This window comes from Chromohalobacter sarecensis, assembly GCF_023061135.1.
GTDB classification, from domain to species: Bacteria; Pseudomonadota; Gammaproteobacteria; order Pseudomonadales; family Halomonadaceae; genus Chromohalobacter; species Chromohalobacter sarecensis.
Genome location: NZ_JAKGAN010000006.1, coordinates 17546 through 35212, shown reverse-complemented (window position 1 = coordinate 35212; position 17667 = coordinate 17546). Strand labels below are relative to the sequence as shown.

The 17667-nt window shown below is 62.3% G+C and carries 15 protein-coding genes; 4 read left to right on the top strand and 11 right to left on the bottom strand.

What is annotated here, in order from left to right:
• Positions 1–16: 16 nt before the first annotated feature.
• On the top strand, positions 17–1132 hold the full coding sequence (gene asd / locus L1071_RS10680) for an aspartate-semialdehyde dehydrogenase (protein WP_246974552.1): 1116 nt from the start codon (positions 17–19) through the stop codon (positions 1130–1132).
• A gap of 82 nt (positions 1133–1214) precedes the next feature.
• On the opposite strand, the gene aceA is transcribed toward asd, so the two are convergent.
• The 8 genes from aceA to L1071_RS10640 form a co-directional block, all read right to left on the bottom strand.
• A complete protein-coding gene (gene aceA, locus L1071_RS10675; protein WP_246974550.1) occupies positions 1215–2525 on the bottom strand; it encodes an isocitrate lyase in 1311 nt (436 codons plus the stop codon).
• Positions 2526–2826: 301 nt separating this feature from the next.
• Entirely contained in the window at positions 2827–3252 is a 426-nt protein-coding gene (locus L1071_RS10670; protein ID WP_246974548.1) for a GNAT family N-acetyltransferase, read from the bottom strand.
• Positions 3245–4453, bottom strand: a complete 1209-nt coding sequence (locus L1071_RS10665; RefSeq protein WP_246974546.1) for a ribosomal protein uL16 3-hydroxylase — start codon at positions 4451–4453, stop codon at positions 3245–3247. Before L1071_RS10665 ends, L1071_RS10670 begins: the two co-directional genes overlap by 8 nt.
• Positions 4454–4607: 154 nt before the next feature.
• A complete protein-coding gene (purB, locus tag L1071_RS10660) occupies positions 4608–5972 on the bottom strand; it encodes an adenylosuccinate lyase (RefSeq protein WP_246974544.1) in 1365 nt (454 codons plus the stop codon).
• Positions 5973–6018: 46 nt separating this feature from the next.
• On the bottom strand, positions 6019–6663 hold the full coding sequence (hflD, locus tag L1071_RS10655; RefSeq protein ID WP_246900519.1) for a high frequency lysogenization protein HflD: 645 nt from the start codon (positions 6661–6663) through the stop codon (positions 6019–6021).
• Entirely contained in the window at positions 6660–7814 is a 1155-nt protein-coding gene (mnmA, locus tag L1071_RS10650) for a tRNA 2-thiouridine(34) synthase MnmA (protein ID WP_246974542.1), read from the bottom strand. The genes hflD and mnmA overlap by 4 nt, the downstream gene beginning before the upstream one ends.
• A 151-nt stretch (positions 7815–7965) precedes the next feature.
• Entirely contained in the window at positions 7966–8415 is a 450-nt protein-coding gene (locus L1071_RS10645) for an NUDIX hydrolase (protein ID WP_246974540.1), read from the bottom strand.
• Positions 8412–9014: a pseudouridine synthase gene (locus L1071_RS10640; protein ID WP_246974538.1), complete on the bottom strand. Its 603-nt coding sequence runs from the start codon at positions 9012–9014 to the stop codon at positions 8412–8414. Before L1071_RS10640 ends, L1071_RS10645 begins: the two co-directional genes overlap by 4 nt.
• A gap of 287 nt (positions 9015–9301) precedes the next feature.
• On the opposite strand from L1071_RS10640, the gene clpS reads away from it, so the two are divergent.
• Entirely contained in the window at positions 9302–9637 is a 336-nt protein-coding gene (gene clpS / locus L1071_RS10635) for an ATP-dependent Clp protease adapter ClpS (protein ID WP_246974536.1), read from the top strand.
• A 111-nt stretch (positions 9638–9748) separates the two neighbouring features.
• On the top strand, positions 9749–12013 hold the full coding sequence (gene clpA, locus L1071_RS10630; RefSeq protein ID WP_246974533.1) for an ATP-dependent Clp protease ATP-binding subunit ClpA: 2265 nt from the start codon (positions 9749–9751) through the stop codon (positions 12011–12013).
• Between the two features lie 128 nt (positions 12014–12141).
• Here clpA and infA read toward each other — a convergent pair whose 3' ends face one another.
• From infA to aat, 3 genes are all read right to left on the bottom strand, one after another.
• Positions 12142–12360, bottom strand: a complete 219-nt coding sequence (gene infA / locus L1071_RS10625; protein ID WP_246900576.1) for a translation initiation factor IF-1 — start codon at positions 12358–12360, stop codon at positions 12142–12144.
• Positions 12361–12535: 175 nt separating this feature from the next.
• On the bottom strand, positions 12536–13291 hold the full coding sequence (locus tag L1071_RS10620; protein ID WP_246974530.1) for an arginyltransferase: 756 nt from the start codon (positions 13289–13291) through the stop codon (positions 12536–12538).
• Positions 13288–14013 carry a leucyl/phenylalanyl-tRNA--protein transferase gene (gene aat, locus L1071_RS10615; protein ID WP_246974527.1) on the bottom strand — a complete coding sequence of 242 codons (726 nt, stop codon included), beginning with the start codon at positions 14011–14013 and terminating at the stop codon, positions 13288–13290. The genes L1071_RS10620 and aat overlap by 4 nt, the downstream gene beginning before the upstream one ends.
• Before the next feature lie 293 nt (positions 14014–14306).
• Between aat and L1071_RS10610 the strand changes: the two genes are divergently transcribed.
• Positions 14307–17573 carry a DNA translocase FtsK gene (locus L1071_RS10610; RefSeq protein ID WP_378109681.1) on the top strand — a complete coding sequence of 1089 codons (3267 nt, stop codon included), beginning with the start codon at positions 14307–14309 and terminating at the stop codon, positions 17571–17573.
• Positions 17574–17667: the final 94 nt, after the last annotated feature.

The window sequence follows — 17667 nt, the reverse complement described above, 5'->3', positions numbered from 1 at the left end:
TTCAGGAGGACGACACATGCTTAGAGTCGGTTTTGTCGGTTGGCGGGGAATGGTGGGGTCCGTCCTCATGCAGCGCATGCACGAGGATGGCGATTTCGCCGGCCTCGAGCCAGTGTTCTTCACCACGTCCCAGGTGGGTCAGCCGGGCCCCGACATCGGGGTCGAGGTACCGCCCCTCAAGGACGCACATGATCTGGAAACGCTCAAGACGCTCGATGTGATCGTGAGCACTCAGGGTGGCGATTACACCGAGAAGGTCTACCAGCCCCTGCGTGAAGCGGGCTGGCAGGGCTATTGGATCGACGCCGCCAGTACGCTGCGTATGGCGGACGAGGCGACGATCGTGCTCGATCCGGTCAACCGTCATGTCATCGAACGCAGTCTCGCCAACGGCGGCAAGACGTTCGTAGGCGGCAACTGCACCGTCAGCCTGATGCTGCTGGGCCTGGGGGGCTTGTTCGAGGCCAACATGGTGGAGTGGATGACCTCCATGACCTACCAGGCCGCGTCGGGCTCGGGCGCCAAGCACATGCGCGAGCTGCTTTCCCAGATGGGGGCACTGCATGGTGCCGCGGCGTCGTCGCTGGCGGATCCGGGCAGTGCGATCCTGGATATCGACCGTCAGGTGACGCAGGCGATGCGTGGCGGCGATTTCCCCACCGAGCAGTTCGGTGAGCCGCTGGCTGGCAGCCTGTTGCCGTGGATCGACAAGGCGATGGACAACGGCCAGAGCAAGGAAGAGTGGAAAGGCGGTGTCGAGAGCAACAAGATTCTCGCTACCGGCGATTCACCGATCCCCATCGACGGTTTGTGCGTACGTATCGGGGCGATGCGTTCGCATAGCCAGGCATTCACCATTAAGCTCAAGCAGGATGTGCCGCTTGACGAGATCGAAGACCGTCTGGCCAAGCACAACCAGTGGGCGAAGGTGATTCCCAACGACAAGGACGCGACCTTGCAACGCCTGACACCGGCGGCCGCCACCGGCACGCTGGATGTCCCGGTGGGGCGCCTGCGCAAACTGGCCATGGGCGGCGAATACCTCTCCGCCTTTTCGGTGGGCGATCAATTGCTGTGGGGGGCCGCCGAGCCGCTCAAGCGGATGCTGGGTATCCTCCGCGAGCAGCGCTGAACCGCAGGCATTGAAAAACAACAGCAAGGGCGCCGCATGGCGCCCTTCGTGTTTTTGTGAGTTTCGTATTGCGAGGTTAGCACTAGAATTGCGATTCCTCGGTGGAGCCCTTGAGCGCGGTCACCGACGATACGCCGCCTTGGATGATGTTGGTCATGTCGTCGAAATAACCGGTGCCGACTTCCTGCTGGTGGGCGACGAAGGTGTAGCCGCGCTCGGCCGCTTCGAATTCCGGTTGCTGGACCTTCTCGACATAATGCTTCATGCCTTCGCCTTGGGCGTAGGCGTGGGCGAGATCGAACATGTTGTACCACATGTTGTGAATGCCGGCTAAGGTGATGAACTGGTAGGTGTAGCCCATCTCGGCCAGGGCTTTCTGGAAGCCGGCGATCTCGGCGTCGTCTAGATTCTTCTTCCAGTTGAACGACGGCGAGCAGTTGTAGGCCAGCAACTGATCGGGGTATTCGCGGTGGATCGCATCGGCGAAACGCTTGGCCTCGTCAAGGTCCGGCTTGGCGGTTTCACACCAGATTATGTCCGCGAAGGGCGCGTAGGCTAGGCCTCGGGCGATGGCCTGATCGAGCCCGGCGTTGACCCGATAGAAGCCCTCGGCGGTGCGTTCACCGGTAATGAAGGGCTTGTCGTAGTCATCCACGTCGGCGGTAATCAGGTTGGCGGCGTTGGCATCGGTGCGTGCGATGACCAGAGTGGAAGTGCCCGCTACATCGGCTGCCAGGCGTGCGGCGACCAGCTTTTGCACGGCCTCCTGAGTGGGCACCAGCACCTTGCCGCCCATGTGACCGCATTTCTTGACTGCGGCGAGCTGATCCTCGAAATGCACGCCGCTGGCGCCGGCGCGAATCATCGCCGTCATCAGCTCATAGGCGTTGAGTACGCCACCGAAACCGGCTTCGGCATCGGCGACGATGGGCGCGAAGTAATCGACGAAGTCTTTATCGCCAGGGTTGGCACCTTTCTGCCACTGAATCTGATCCGCGCGGCGGAAGCTGCTGTTGATACGCTCGACGACCTTGGGCACCGAATCCACCGGGTAGAGCGACTGGTCGGGGTACATTGACAGGTAGCTGTTGTTGTCGGCCGCGACCTGCCAGCCCGAAAGATAGATCGCCTCGATACCCGCCTTGACTTGTTGCATGGCCTGGCCGCCGGTCAGCGCGCCAAGGCAGTTGACGTAGCCTTTGCGGGCGTCGCCGTTGACCAGGCGCCAGAGCTTTTCGGCGCCTAGCGTGGCGAGCGTATTCGCTTCATTGACGCTGCCGCGAAGCCGTACCACTTCTTCGGCGCTATACAGACGTGTGACGTCCTTCCAGCGCGGGTTCTCTTGCCAATCCTTTTCCAATGCGGCGATTTGCTGTTCGCGTGTCTGGGACATGTCGCTTGCCTCTTGGTCGTCGTGAGCGTTCAGAGCGTGCCCGATAGGGCATTTCACGTTCAGCCGAAGTGCAATCTTTTCCGCTGCGCTACGCGGTATGACGCGGATATTGCGCTGCAGTAAAACAAGCGTTTTAACTTCGGCTTTACGAAAAATATGACGCACACAAGCGAGGCGAACAATTGCTAGTTAGGCGCAGGAAGCGTTGTAGTTTGACGACATGACGCCTGAATCACGCGGCGTCATGTAGTGTTTTTCCGAGAGGTGAGAAAGGTCCGAGACAACTTATTGAAAAAGCACGTTATTGAAAATGCAGGCTCATATGGTAATGAGGGATATTGGCATCGAGGAATTCATCGCCATGGGCGATAAAGCCTAGACGTTCGTAGAAGGGGATCGCGTAGGTCTGTGCGTCCAGATGCACGGCGTGGTGGCCGGCTTCGCGGGCCGCCACCAGCGTCGCTTCCATCAGATACAGGCCAAGCCCCTGGCCGCGCGCTTCCTCGAGGATTGCCACGCGACCGATATGGCCGTCCGGCAAGAGGCGCGCCGTGCCCACGGCGCGGTCCTCGACATGCAGCAAGAAATGCAGACATTGCGGGTCGCGGCCATCCCATTCTTCCGCCTGGGGGACGCTTTGCTCCTCGATGAATACGACCTTGCGGATCGCGCTGCACGCCGAGCCCAGCGTTTGCCAATCGCCGCTGGTGACCTGCCACTCACTCATCGCCGTCTTCCTGAGTTTCGTCTTCCTGCGTCTCGTCTTGCCAGTGGAGGCTGCCATGATTGACCAGCTCGGCGAGCAGTGTCAGGGCCTGGTCGTCCAGGTGTGAGGCCAGTGTGGCGGCATGCAGCGGCGTGGTATCGGCCAGCAGCCGCGCGAGCCCTGGCGGGCAGGCATGGCCGTCGCCATCCGCGAACAGCGTGGTGTGGCCGTTATCTTCGTGAAACGCGAAGCGCGAGCCCAGGGCACGTTCCAGGTAGTGCCCTTGTGCCAGCGCCTCGGCGATGGCATCGCTGCCGAGTGGCGTCTCGAGAGGCGCGAGCTGGTCGGCATACTTGGGCTGGGTCATCACCCGCCCGAACCATTGCGTCATCTGCTCAGGGTCGTCGATCACCGAGAGCATCAAGGTGCGCAGGCGCGCGATGGCGTCGTCATCGAGATGGCCGGCGTGTTCGATGGGGCGCAGGTCCGGGTCGGTGTAGCGTGAGGTGTCGGGCTGCATTTCACCGAGATAGTCGGCGAACGAAGTGATGATCTCGTCGGTGGACGGCGCGCGAAAGCCGATCGAATAGGTCATGCAGTCGGCGCTCTGGCTAACGCCGTGATGAGCGATGCGCGGCGGCAGATACAGCATGTCGCCGGGTTCGAGCACCCAGTCCTCGCCGGGGGTGACCTCGAAGCGTTCGAGCATGCGCAGGTCGAGGCCCGAGACGATGGGGGCATCGTCGGGCTGCTCGCCGCCGAGTTGCCAGCGACGCTGACCGCTGCCCTGGAGCAGGAAGACATCATAGCTATCGACATGCGGGCCGACACTGCCCTGGGGTGACGCGTAGCTGACCATGACGTCGTCGAGGCGCCAGCGCGGCAGGAAGTCGAAGGCTTCGAGTAGCGCTGCTACTTGGGGCACGTAATGATCGACGGCCTGGACCAGCAGGGTCCATTCCTGGTCGGGCAGGCGTGCGAAGGTGGCATCATCGAAAGGCCCGTGGCTGACTTGCCACGGCTTGTCGGGACCATTTGCCTCGACAAGCCGGGCCTCGATGCCGTCTTCGCAGGCCAAGCCAGCGAGTTCCTCCGGTGCGAGCGGTGACTCGAAATCGGCGAAGGCGCCGCGAATCAGCAGCGGTTTTTTCTGCCAGTAGTCATGCAGAAACTCGGCGGCGGTCAAACCGCCGAGTATCGCGAGGGGCGTATCGGTTGACATAAAGATTTTGGGACTCGAAAGGGATGAATGAACAATCGGGCCATATCGTGAAGCTGGAAGAAAAGACTTGATGCCTTGGGCGGCGAGTTCATGCTGCCTTCCAGCTTCCAGCTTCCAGCTTCCAGCTTCCAGCTTCCAGCTTCCAGCTTCCAGCCTACAGTCCGCGCGCTTGTTCGGCGGCATTGCCGATGTAGGCCGCCGGGGACAGCGCCTTGAGTTCGGTCTTGACGTCGTCGGGCAGTTCCAGAGAGTCGATGAAGGCCGCGAATCCGGCCTGGTCGACCCGCTTGCCGCGCGTCAGGGTCTTGAGCTTTTCATAGGGCTTTTCGATTCCGTAGCGGCGCATCACGGTCTGGATCGGCTCGGCGAGGACTTCCCAGTTTTGATCGAGATCCTCGTCGAGGCGGGCCGGGTTGGCTTCCAGCTTGCTGACGCCCTTGAGTGTGGCTTGATAAGCGATCAGGCCGTACGCCAGCCCCACGCCGAGGTTGCGCAGCACCGTGGAATCGGTCAGGTCGCGTTGCCAGCGGGAAATTGGCAGCTTCTCGGCGAGATGGCCGAGCAGGGCGTTGGAGAGCCCGAGGTTGCCCTCGGAGTTCTCGAAATCGATGGGATTGACCTTGTGCGGCATGGTCGAGGAGCCGATCTCGCCCTCGACGGTCTTCTGCTTGAAGTAACCCAGCGAGATATAGCCCCAGACGTCGCGATCGAAGTCGATCAAGATGGTGTTGAAGCGCGCGATGGCGTCGAACAGCTCGGCGATGTAGTCGTGCGGTTCGATCTGCGTGGTGTAGGGGTTGAAACTCAGCCCCAGTCCTTCGACGAAGGTGCGGGCGTTGGCGACCCAGTCGATTTCCGGATAGGTGGTGAGATGAGCGTTGTAGTTGCCCACCGCGCCGTTGATCTTGCCGAGGATCTCGGCGGCCTCGATCTGCTTGAGCTGGCGGCGCAGGCGATACGCCACGTTGGCCATTTCCTTGCCCAGCGTGGTGGGGCTGGCGGTCTGGCCGTGGGTGCGCGAGAGCATGGGTTGCGCGGCGTGCTCATGGGCCAGATGCTCGACCGCGGTGACGATCTCACGCAGCGTGGGCAGCAAGGTGTCGAGACCACCACGCAGCATCACCCCGTGGGAGAGGTTGTTGATGTCCTCGCTGGTGCAGGCGAAGTGGATGAACTCGGTGATCGCATGCAGTTCCGGGAAGTCGGTGACCTTTTCCTTCAGGAAGTATTCCACCGCCTTGACGTCATGGTTGGTGGTGCGCTCGATCTCCTTGATGCGCTCGGCGTCGGCGACCGAAAACTCACTCACCAGTTGGCCGAGGAAGGCCGTGGCCTGTGCCGATAGCGGCGGGACTTCGGCAATCTGTGGATGCGCGGCGAGGCGCTCCAGCCAGCGGACTTCGACGGTTACGCGGGCACGAATCAGGCCGTACTCGCTGAAATGCTCGCGCAAGGCGACGGCCTTGGCGCCATAGCGACCATCGACGGGGGATAGGGCGGTGAGAGCGGAAAGTTGCATGGATGTCGTCTTCCGAGTCGTGAATCGAATCGCGCGGCGAAGACCGTCAGCGGTCGTCGAGGGCATTGAGTGATTTCTTGATGGACTGACGCTGAAGCAACAGCTTCCAGCGGCGGCCGCCTTGCTGGTGCCAGAGCAGGGCGAAGCGTACGCCGGTCAGCAAGGCGGCGCGCACGCGTTCGGGCATCATCCGGCTTTGCAGCAAGCTGGGATCGCCCTGCACGACGATGCGGTAACGAAACGTGGACAGCGTGTCCTGGTAGAGCTGACCGAGGCTGGCGATCACGTTTTCATGCGTCTCGCCGAAGTGCTCGGCCTGGCCCTGAACGCGCGTCAGGCGCTCTCCCAGCGAGGCCAGCATGGCATCGTCCTTGCGCAGCTTCTGCATCAGCAGCACCAGCGAGAAGCCGTAACGCATCACGGCGGGATCGTTGCGCTGGCGATCCATCACTGCGCTGAGGGTATCAATGCCCAGGCGCAGGTTGTTGTGGTGACCGCCGTAGATGGCCGCGAAGCTTTCCGGATTAGTCTCCAGCGTGGCATGAAGCAGCGTGTTCCAGGCGCGTTCGTCGCACTGCCCGGTACGTGCCATCTCATCGACCACGGCGGCGGCCTGGAAGACGCCGGCTAATGCCAGCGCCTGGCGAGCGACGGCGCTTTGTGGTGCGCTTTGGATCGGGGTGGGCGTCATGCGGCGTTGTCTCCTTGGCGCGCGTGTCGGTTCCATGTCTCGCGAATGACGCCGCCGCCCAGGCAGATATCATCTTCGTAGAGCACCAGCGACTGGCCCGGCGTGACGGCGCGCTGGGGATCGTCGAAGAATGCTTCGACACCGCCGTCCTCGAGCACGCGCACCTGACAGGTGACGTCCTGCTGACGGTAGCGGGTCTTGGCCTGGAGACGTGCCTGCGGTGCCGGCGGCTGTCCGGCGACCCATTCCACGGGCTCGGTACTCAGGCTGTCGGTGTACAACAGCGGATGGTGCTTGCCCTGCACGGCGACTAGGACGTTACGTTCGAGGTCCTTGGCGGCCACGTACCAAGGCGCGTCGGGATGGTTGGGCAGCCCGCCGATGCCCAGGCCCTGGCGCTGGCCGAGGGTGTAATACATCAGCCCCATGTGCTCGCCGATGACCTCGCCCTCGGGCGTTTCGATCGTGCCGGGCTGCGCGGGCAGGTACTGCTTCAGGAAGTCGCCGAAGCGGCGCTCGCCGATGAAGCAGATACCGGTGGAATCTTTCTTGCGCGCGGTGGCCAGGCCATGGCGCTCGGCGATGGCGCGGACCTCGCTTTTATCCATCTCACCGACCGGGAACAGCGTACGTGCGATGGCGACTTCCGGCACGGCGTGCAGGAAGTAGCTCTGGTCCTTGTTGGCATCCAGGCCCTTGAGCAGGCGCACGTGACCGTCGCGCTCGGCGTTGCGCACGTAATGCCCGGTGGCGATGCGTTCGGCGCCGAGCATTTCGGCGTATTCGAGGAACACCTTGAACTTGATCTCGCGGTTGCAAAGGATATCCGGGTTGGGCGTCCGGCCTGCCTTGTACTCGGCGAGAAAATGTTCGAAGACGTTATCCCAGTACTCGGCGGCGAAGTTCGCGGTGTGCAGCCGAATGCCGAGCTTGTCGCACACGGCCTGGGCGTCGGCAAGATCATCCTTGGCGGTGCAGTACTCGGTGCCGTCGTCCTCGTCCCAGTTCTTCATGAACAGGCCTTCGACCTCGTAGCCCTGCTCCAGCAGGACGAGGGCGGTCACGGACGAGTCGACGCCGCCCGACATGCCGACGATGACTTTGCACGCGGTAGCGGCCCCCGTGGTGGAGGATTCCGTAGCGTGAGACATGGTCACTCTCGAATGGGTTGAGGATGGATTGATGTTCGGGGCGCTATTATACCTGAAACCGGCTTCGTGCTTCGAGCTTGAGCCATCAGCGCTCGTGAATTGAGCCATCAGCGCGTGTGAAGTGAGCCATCAGCGCGTGTGAAGTGAGCCATCAGCGTTCGTGAATCACATCGAGCGGAAATTGGGGGCCGGCGATGGCGTCGCGAATGCGCTTGAGCACCAGCGGACTGCGCAGACGGTGCGCACGCTCCAGTGCCTCGATTTCGTCGAGCGTGAGCCAATGCGCGGCGACGATGCCGCTGTCCAGCGTATTACCCAGGTGCGCTAGGGGAATACCCACAAAGGCATGGCTGTGAAACGTCACCTCATCGGGCGCGGTATACACATAAAGCCCCAGATAGCCGGTCAACGTGATGTGCCAGGCGGCTTCCTCGCGGGTTTCGCGTTCGGCGGCCTGGGTCAGGCGCTCACCGGGTTCGAGGTGGCCGGCGGGCTGGTTGAAGAGGCTGAACGGGCCGCCCTTATCCTCCTCGACGAGGAGGTAACGGCCGGCGCGCTCGACGACGCTGGCCACGGTGACGTGGGGTGTCCAACGACTCATCGACGACTCCGGTGGCGCCTGGCCGGCATAGAGGCCTTGCGGCGCGGAGCATGAAGGATCTCTTTGCGCCAGGTGCCCGGTGCCAGATCGTCGAGGCGCCAGGCGCCGATGGCGACGCGAATCAGACGTAGTGTAGGGTAGCCGACATGCGCGGTCATGCGGCGTACCTGTCGGTTGCGGCCTTCGCCGAGGACGATCTCGAGCCAGGCCGTGGGAATGGCGTCGCGGTGGCGTACCGGCGGCTGGCGCGGAGCGATGCCTGCGATACCGGACGCCTCGAGGCGTTGCACCTGGGCGGGACGCGTCGGGCCATCCTTCAGCGTGATACCGCTGCGAAGTGCATGCAGGGCCGCCTCCTCGGGGTCGCCCTCGACCTGCACCCAGTAGGTTTTGGGTTGCTTGTGGCGCGGATGGCTGATGCGGTGCGCCAGGGCGCCGTCGTCGGTCAGCAGGAGCAGGCCCTCCGAGTCGTAATCGAGACGCCCGGCGGGGTATATATCGGGGACGTCGATGACGTTGGCGAGCGTTGCCCTGCCTTGCGTATCGGTAAACTGCGAGAGCATTTGATAAGGTTTATGCAGCAGGTAAAGCGAACTCATGGGCGGTCTCGGACCTTTCGACAAGCGGCGACTATAGGCAAAGCCTACTCCGCAGGCGGGGCGCGATGCCATACTTAACGCTGCCAGGGCATGGGCTTTTTCGTGGCACCTACCTTGCATCCATGCCCTGCCGACCGCACATTGAATGAACCGGCGATAGGCAGCGGTGCTTGCCTTCGGGAGCGTCGTCCTGCCTATCCGGCGCGCACTTACGGACATTTCCATCTATGTTTGAATCAGTAAGCCCATTCGTATCTCGAACGCCTGACGCGGGAGTCATCCTTGGCATGACGCGACCGCCCGGCGAGGATCCCCACGAAGACCCGGAGGGCGACGTATCGGTCCAATCGGCGGACCCGGAGCTGGCCAAGCCGCCGATGTATAAGGTTGTGCTGCACAACGATGATTTCACTCCCATGGAGTTCGTCGTTGAGGTGCTGCAAACCTTCTTTGCGTTGGAGCGGGAGAAAGCCGTGCAGATCATGCTCGTCGTGCATACGCATGGCAAGGCGACCTGCGGCATCTTCACCCGTGATATCGCGGAAACCAAATGTCATCAAGTCAACGATTACGCACGCGAATGCCAGCATCCGTTACTGTGCGATATCGACGAGGCGGACTGAGACGGCACTGCTGCGTTAAATCGTGGTCCAAGGAAGCACTTGCATAACCTCTGTTTGTGCCCGATTGTGAAAGTGCCGACAGACGCCATAGGCGGCTAAGAGGGGATTGCCATGTTGAGCAAAGAACTTGAACTCACCCTGAACACGGCCTTTACCGTGGCGCGATCCAAGCGCCATGAGTTCATGACCGTGGAACACCTGCTGCTGGCGTTGTTGGACAATGCCTCCGCAGCCGATGTGTTGCGAGCCTGCGGCGCCAATCTTGAAAAGCTGCGCGCCGATCTGCAGGACTTCATCAATTCCACCACCCCGTTGATTCCCGACGATCAGGAAGATCGTGAAACGCAGCCCACGCTGGGTTTCCAGCGCGTACTGCAGCGTGCCGTCTTCCATGTGCAATCCTCGGGGAAATCGGAAGTCACGGGGGCCAACGTCCTGGTGGCGATTTTCTCCGAGCAGGAAAGCCAGGCCGTCTACTTCCTCAAACAGCAGAATGTGGCGCGCGTCGATGCGGTGAATTACATCGCGCATGGCATTTCCAAGGTCGCCGGGCATGGCCAGTCTCCCTCCTCGCACGAAAGTAGTGAAGAGGCCGAAGAGGGCGTGTCTGAGGGAAGCCCTCATCCGCTGACGGGCTATGCCACCAATCTCAACGAGCAGGCCCGCTTGGGCAAGATCGACCCGCTGATCGGGCGCGATCAGGAGCTCGAGCGTGTGATTCAGATCCTCGCGCGGCGGCGCAAGAACAATCCGCTGCTGGTGGGCGAGGCGGGTGTCGGCAAGACCGCCATCGCCGAAGGGTTGGCCAAGCGGATCGTCGAGGAAGATGTTCCCGATGTGATCAGCGATGGTGTCGTCTACTCGCTGGACATGGGGACCTTGCTGGCCGGCACCAAGTACCGGGGGGACTTCGAGAAGCGGCTCAAGGGGCTGCTGGCCGAGTTGCGCAAACAGCCTAACTCGATCTTGTTCATCGACGAGATTCATACCGTGATCGGTGCCGGCGCAGCATCGGGCGGCGTCATGGATGCCTCCAACCTGCTCAAGCCGTTGTTGTCTTCGGGCGAGCTGCGCTGCATCGGCTCGACCACCTTCCAGGAATATCGCGGCATCTTCGAAAAGGATCGTGCCCTGGCGCGGCGCTTCCAGAAAGTCGACGTGCCCGAGCCGACGGTGGACGACACCATTCGCATCCTCAAGGGATTGCGTGGGCGCTTCGAGGAGCATCATGCGCTCAAGTACACCGATGGGGCGCTGGATAGCGCAGTACGCCTGGCGGATCGTTATATCAACGATCGTTTCCTGCCGGACAAAGCCATCGATGTGATTGACGAAGCGGGGGCGCATCAGCGGTTGTTGCCGCCGGAAATGCGTGTCTCGACCATCGATGTCGATCAGGTCGAGGCGGTGGTCGCCTCCATTGCGCGGATTCCGCCGAAGAGCGTTTCCAGCTCGGATCGCACGCTGCTGTCGAATCTCGAGCGCGATCTCAAGATGCTGGTGTTCGGCCAGGATGAAGCCATCACCAGCCTCTCGGCGGCGATCAAGCTATCGCGTGCGGGGCTGAAATCGCCCGACAAGCCGGTGGGAAGCTTCCTGTTCTCGGGGCCGACCGGCGTCGGCAAGACCGAGGTGGCACGCCAGTTGTCGCAGTTGATGGGCATCGAGCTGGTGCGCTTCGATATGTCCGAGTACATGGAGCGCCACACGGTATCGCGTCTGATCGGCGCGCCTCCTGGCTATGTGGGATACGACCAAGGCGGCTTGCTGACCGAGGCGATCACCAAGCAGCCACATTGCGTGCTGCTGCTCGACGAGATCGAGAAGGCGCACCCCGAGGTCTTCAACCTGCTGCTGCAGGTCATGGATCATGGTCGCTTGACGGACAACAACGGCCGCGAGGCCGACTTCCGCCATGTGATCGTGATCATGACGTCGAATGCCGGGGCTGAGCAGATTGCGCGTCGCTCCATCGGCTTCCAGACTCAGGATCACTCCACGGATGGCATGGAGGTGCTGCGCAAGACCTTCTCGCCCGAGTTCCGCAACCGCCTGGATGGCATCATCCAGTTCCACGGTTTGGCGCCCTCGGTGGTGCGCAACGTGGTCGACAAGTTCCTGGTCGAACTACAGGCGCAACTCGACGAGAAACGCGTTCAGCTGGATGTCGACGAATCGGCGCGAGCCTGGCTTGCCGAGGAGGGCTACGATCCGGAAATGGGGGCGCGCCCGATGGCACGTGTCATCCAGGAGAAGCTCAAGAAGCCGCTTGCCGAGATGATTCTGTTCGGCGATCTCGCCGAGCACGGCGGTGTCGTGCATGTCACCCTCGAGGAAGGCGAGCTACACCTGGAGACGGAGGCGGCCGTGGTCTGAGCGGCCGCTCTACTCGCCCCCATATTCACACCCGTAACGCCGCACGCTTCACGCCCTGTCGTCATGACGGGGCGTTTTTCGTGGGGCGCAGTGACAGGCCAACAGCGCGAGTGCGCCGTGAGGGTGGCTCAGCGGGCGCGGTAGACGATGCGACCCTTTGAAAGATCGTACGGGGTCAGCTCGACCTTGACCTTGTCGCCGGTCAGAATGCGGATATAGTTCTTGCGCATTTTGCCGGAGATGTGGGCCGTCACGACGTGACCGTTTTCCAGTTCGACTCGGAACGTGGTGTTGGGAAGGGTATCGACCACGACACCTTCCATTTCAATATGGTCTTCACGTGCCATATTAGGCGTTTCCTCGTATTGCGTTGAAAGCTTCTTCGACAGTGCGCCACGGTTTGCGTTGCCGTTGCCGACACTCATTGCCGACCGTGGCCAGCATCGGTTTTGAAGATAGCCCGATATTCTGCCGCATGCCGAGGGTTAAGGCAAAAATCATGTGCATGATCTTGCGCTATCGTTATGACAAGGGAGTATTGGTCAGGGGGATTCGGCGCCGCCAATGTCGGCCATCGAGGTATTCTAGAGGCTGAAAATCCTGCTTGTAGCGCATCTTGCGAGACTGACGAATCCAGTAGCCGAGGTAGACGTGGGGGAGTTCGAGCCGGCGCGCCAGTTCGATCTGATGAAGAATCGAGTAGGTGCCGAGAGAGCGGCGCTGGAATTCCAGGCCTGGGTCGAAGAAGGTGTAGATCGCCGACACGCCATGGCTCAGCAGGTCCGTCGCCGCGACGGCAAGCAGTTGGCCTTCGAGACGAAATTCGATCAAGCGTGCGTAGGGGTGATCTAGGGTCAGGAAGGTACGGTATTGCTCGTGGCTGGGCGGGAACATGTCGCCATCGGCGTGGCGGGTGCGAATGTAACGTGCGTAAAGCGCATAATGTTCTTCGTGAAAAGCCGCCGGTCGTATGCGTGTTTCGAGGTCGGCATTGCGTGACATCAGCTTGCGCTGCGTGCGGGAGGCGGCGAAGTCTTGCACCGGGATACGCACCGAAATGCAAGCCCGGCACCCCTCGCAGTGTGGGCGATAGAGATGTCGGCCACTGCGCCGAAAGCCCAGCAACGACAGCGCGTCGTAGACGCCTTGACCGGGCTGTTCCTGAGGGTCCAGAAATAGCGTGGTCGCCTCGCGGTCCGGTAGATAGCTGCATCCATGCGGGACCGTGAGGAAGAAACGTAGATCTCGCGTGAGTTGGGACGGCGTGTTGCTGCTCACGTTAGCTTTGGCTCTTCGACTGGGAAATGATTGGGCGTAGAGGATGGCCACGGCATCGGTGACCCGTAGCCCTCCGCATACTGGTCAAGATAGTCGATGAACGTTGAGCGGGCGATGCTGCGTGCGCCAAGACTGGCCAGATGGGGCGTATGCACCTGGCAGTCGATCAGTCGCCCGCCGTGTGCCGCCATATGCCAGGCAAGATGCACCAGAGCCACTTTCGACGCATCGGCGACGCGGCTGAACATCGACTCGCCGAAGAATACGCCGCCTAGCCCGATGCCGTAGAGTCCCCCGACCAGTTCGCCATCGCGCCATACTTCCACCGAATGGGTAACGCCTTCGGCATGCAAACGGCAGTAGGCATGACGCATCTCCGGGGTGATCCAGGTGCCTGCGTGGTCATCGCGCGGGGCGGCGCAGGCGTCGATGACGGTGCTGAAAGCGTGGTCGAAGGTCACCGTGAAGCCAGCGTTGCGTAGACGCTTGGCGAGGCTGCGGCGCACGTGGATCTCGTCGGGGAACAACACCAGGCGCGGGTCGGGACTCCACCACAGGATGGGTTCACCTGGGGCGAACCATGGGAATATGCCGCGTCGATAGGCGCAGCGCAGCCAGGCCGGGGAAAGTCCGCCACCGGCAGCAAGCAGTCCGTCAGGCTCGCGTAACGCTTGTTCGACGGGTGGGAAGCCGACCCGGTGGGGAGGTAGCCAAGGCAACATGGGTACGCGTCTCTGCTGATATCGTCCAAGGGGAGTTTCAGCGTACGCCAGGTGCGGCATCGATAACTACCCGCTTCGTCTCCCGGCCGCGTGGCGTCGCCCTTTCGCGACAATGCGAGGTGTGGTTTTTCCCCTGTGACGCAGCGCATGGGGTGGGTATGATGGCAAACCAGAAAAGCTCATTGGATGAGATGCGAGCCGTTCTCTCGCACGTGAATGACAGGGACGGCACGCGTCGGGCAGTGTCGGCAACATTAGACCTCGCCATACGTGGCGCAAGGGGGGATGGTTACTTGAGTGTCAATGGAAAACGCAACGAGCGCGGACAAACGGCGTCCCAGGCCAAGGAGCAGGCACGCCGGGTCGTGATGCATTTGCAGGGGGTGACGCGCGAAGGCGCGGCCATCGTGCTGCTGGCCATCTGTGTCTTTCTCCTGTTGTCGCTTTTCAGCTATGTGCCTGGGGATCCTGGCTGGTCACACAGTGGCCCCGATCAAACGATCAATAACTGGATGGGCCCCGTCGGGGCGTGGCTGTCGGATGTGCTGTATTCGCTATTCGGCGCCAGCGCCTTGTGGTGGCCAGGTATGTTCGGCTTCGCGGCCTGGCGGATGCTGCGTGCGCGGGAAGTGAATATCGCCTGGGATCCGACGGCGCTTTCGGTACGCACTAGCGGCCTGGTACTTCTATTGCTGAGCACGACCACCTTGGGGGCGCTGCATTTCTATCATCCCGACAGTGAACTGCCCTACGCGGCGGGCGGTATTCTCGGCGAAGGCCTGGTCGGCGCGCTACAGCCGCTGCTCAACGTGCAGGGCACCACCCTGGTGGCGTTGGTCGCCTTCATGTGCGGCTTTACCCTGTTTACCGGCATGACCTGGCTGGCGGTCATGGATGAACTGGGGCGTGGTATGTATCGCCTGCTAGCGTGGAGTGTTGCCAAGTGGCGCGGCAGTCGGCAGCGTCTAGCCCAGCGGCGCGATGCCTATGACGATGACGACATGGACGCCGCCGAGGCCGATGCGGCACCGGAGGAAGACGAGGCGCCAGCGGCTGAGGAAAAACGCCCCTCGTGGTGGCAGCGCTGGCGGGCGTCACGGCGTGCCCCTCAACTGGCGGGTGCGACCGCAGAGCCGTCGTATGCGGCGACCAGTGAACGCCGTGTGGAACCGTCCTTCGAGACCGCCGAGCCCACAGTCGAGACATCGGCGTGGCGCAATGACGGCAAGACCGATATTCCCTGGGATGTTCCCGAGCACACGCCCTCCGCCAAGCGTCCGGATGCCGCTTATACGGCCCGCCAACGTGCTGATGATGAGCGCGACGATGGCATAGCGGCCTCCGCCACCACTGAAGCGCCACAGCGCCATGCGGCCACTTCCACAGCGTCGCATGATGCGTCTCGCCACGAGCCTGGCGAGAGCGAGGAACCCCGCTCTACGACGCCCGCCTCGGAGGCGCCCGAAACGTCGTCTCAGGCGCCGTCTCAAACGGATGCGAGCTCCGCAGCGGCGATGCGTGCCGATGTCACCCGGCGGCGTATTCCCGAGCCCATCCCGGAGCCGCTGACGGCCGACGACGATGACGATGTACCGCTCGGTGAGTGGGGCATCCAGGCACGCCGTGACGATGACGGCGTTGAGGCGGCAACGCCTCACACGCCCCCCGAGCGCGAGACGAATGCCACCTCGCCGACGTCTGCTGAAGACTCTACGTCGCCGCAAGCGCCCACTCCCGAAGAAGAGCCGGCGCAAACGCGTCCCCGTATCAGTTGGGACGACGACGCCGCAGAAGATAGTTCATCCGTGGCGTCGCCGGCTTCTTCCTCAGTGACTCCCGACGCCGCGCCTGATGCCGTTGCAGACGAACCCTCGGCCACGTCGCAGACACCGGTGCGTGGTGAAATGGAAAGAGCGCCGGGGGAAACCGCTGACGTGCGCGCTGCCGAGCCGTCGATGAGTGAGCCGGAGAACGGTGACGAGGCGCCTGCATTGTGGACGGTGGAGCACTTACAGAACCAGCGTCCCGAGGCCGTTCCATCGACCGAGCCCGAAGGGGCATTGCCTACGTTGCGACTGTTGACGCCCACCGGTGAACAAAAGCCCAACTATACCGATGAGCAACTGGCCGACATGGCCGAGCTTCTGGAGACGCGGCTGCGTGAGTACGGGGTCAAGGCCGAGGTCGTCGACACCTGGCCAGGCCCGGTGATCACGCGCTTCGAGATCAAGCCCGCCGCCGGGGTCAAGGTCTCCAAGATCAGCAACCTGTCGAAGGACCTGGCGCGTTCGCTGATGGTCAAGAGCGTACGCGTGGTGGAGATCATCCCCGGGCGCCCCACGGTGGGGATCGAGATTCCCAATCCCAACCGCGCCATGATCCGGCTGCGTGAAGTGCTCGACTCGGATGTCTATCAGCAGGCCGACTCTCCGCTCACCATGGGGCTGGGGCAGGATATCGGCGGCAACCCGGTGGTCGCCAACCTCAACAAGATGCCACACCTGCTGGTGGCCGGGACGACCGGCTCGGGCAAGTCCGTGGGCGTCAATGCCATGCTCATCTCGATGCTGCTCAAGGCGACGCCGGACGAGGTGCGCATGATCATGGTCGACCCCAAGATGCTGGAGCTGTCGGTCTACGATGGCATCCCGCACTTGCTGGCGCCCGTGGTCACCGACATGAAGGAAGCCGCCAATGCGCTGCGCTGGTGCGTGGCGGAAATGGAGCGACGCTACAAGCTGATGGCAGCGATGGGCGTACGTAATCTGGCGGGCTTCAACGCCAAACTCGACGAGGCCGAGCGTCATGGCGCTCAGGTCGCCGATCCGCTTTGGGAGCCGCAGCCGTGGGAGATGCATCAGCAGCCTCCGGTGCTCGAGAAGCTGCCCTACATCGTGGTCGTGATCGACGAATTCGCTGACATGTTCATGATCGTCGGCAAGAAGGTCGAAGAGCTGATCGCGCGTCTGGCGCAAAAGGCTCGTGCTGCGGGGATTCATTTGATTCTCGCCACGCAGCGGCCCTCGGTCGACGTAGTGACCGGTCTGATCAAGGCGAATATTCCCACGCGCATGGCGTTTCAGGTGTCCTCCAGGGTCGATTCACGCACCATCCTCGACCAGGGCGGAGCGGAGAACCTGCTCGGTCACGGCGACATGCTTTATCTGCCGGCCGGTGCCGGCATGCCAACGCGTGTGCACGGCGCCTTCGTCGATGACGATGAGGTTCACCGCGTCGTCGAGGACTGGAAGCGTCGCGGCGAGCCGGAATACGTCGATGAAATCCTCTCGGGAGGCGTCTCGGCCGATGCTTTGGCGGGGCTCGAGTCGGAAGGTGCTGAAGGCAACGATCCCGAGCGAGACGCGCTCTACGATGAAGCTGTGCAATTCGTCACCGAGTCACGTCGTGCCTCGATCTCGGCGGTGCAGCGTCGCTTCAAGATCGGCTACAACCGGGCTGCGCGCCTGGTCGAGACCATGGAGTCGGCGGGTGTCGTGTCGTCGATGGGCACCAACGGGGCCCGCGAAGTGTTGGCATCGCCGCCCGCCGCTGATCATTGAGCGTGCTTGAGAAAGCGCTCCTCGAGGCTAGTCAAAAGTGCAAAGACGGTGGGCGTCGCCCTGTGCGGCGCAACTTTTTCGCCCGAGGTGGCGT

What these genes read in the sequence shown, in the direction of transcription:
- L1071_RS10670 (WP_246974548.1), bottom strand. Translation starts at nt 3,252, where the DNA reads ATGAGTGAGTGGCAGGTCACCAGCGGCGATTGGCAAACGCTGGGCTCG.
- mnmA (WP_246974542.1), bottom strand. Translation starts at nt 7,814, where the DNA reads ATGTCTCACGCTACGGAATCCTCCACCACGGGGGCCGCTACCGCGTGC.
- purB (WP_246974544.1), bottom strand. Translation starts at nt 5,972, where the DNA reads ATGCAACTTTCCGCTCTCACCGCCCTATCCCCCGTCGATGGTCGCTAT.
- infA (WP_246900576.1), bottom strand. Translation starts at nt 12,360, where the DNA reads ATGGCACGTGAAGACCATATTGAAATGGAAGGTGTCGTGGTCGATACC.
- aceA (WP_246974550.1), bottom strand. Translation starts at nt 2,525, where the DNA reads ATGTCCCAGACACGCGAACAGCAAATCGCCGCATTGGAAAAGGATTGG.
- asd (WP_246974552.1), top strand. Translation starts at nt 17, where the DNA reads ATGCTTAGAGTCGGTTTTGTCGGTTGGCGGGGAATGGTGGGGTCCGTC.
- L1071_RS10640 (WP_246974538.1), bottom strand. Translation starts at nt 9,014, where the DNA reads ATGAGTTCGCTTTACCTGCTGCATAAACCTTATCAAATGCTCTCGCAG.
- clpS (WP_246974536.1), top strand. Translation starts at nt 9,302, where the DNA reads ATGACGCGACCGCCCGGCGAGGATCCCCACGAAGACCCGGAGGGCGAC.
- L1071_RS10665 (WP_246974546.1), bottom strand. Translation starts at nt 4,453, where the DNA reads ATGTCAACCGATACGCCCCTCGCGATACTCGGCGGTTTGACCGCCGCC.
- L1071_RS10645 (WP_246974540.1), bottom strand. Translation starts at nt 8,415, where the DNA reads ATGAGTCGTTGGACACCCCACGTCACCGTGGCCAGCGTCGTCGAGCGC.
- clpA (WP_246974533.1), top strand. Translation starts at nt 9,749, where the DNA reads ATGTTGAGCAAAGAACTTGAACTCACCCTGAACACGGCCTTTACCGTG.
- hflD (WP_246900519.1), bottom strand. Translation starts at nt 6,663, where the DNA reads ATGACGCCCACCCCGATCCAAAGCGCACCACAAAGCGCCGTCGCTCGC.
- aat (WP_246974527.1), bottom strand. Translation starts at nt 14,013, where the DNA reads ATGTTGCCTTGGCTACCTCCCCACCGGGTCGGCTTCCCACCCGTCGAA.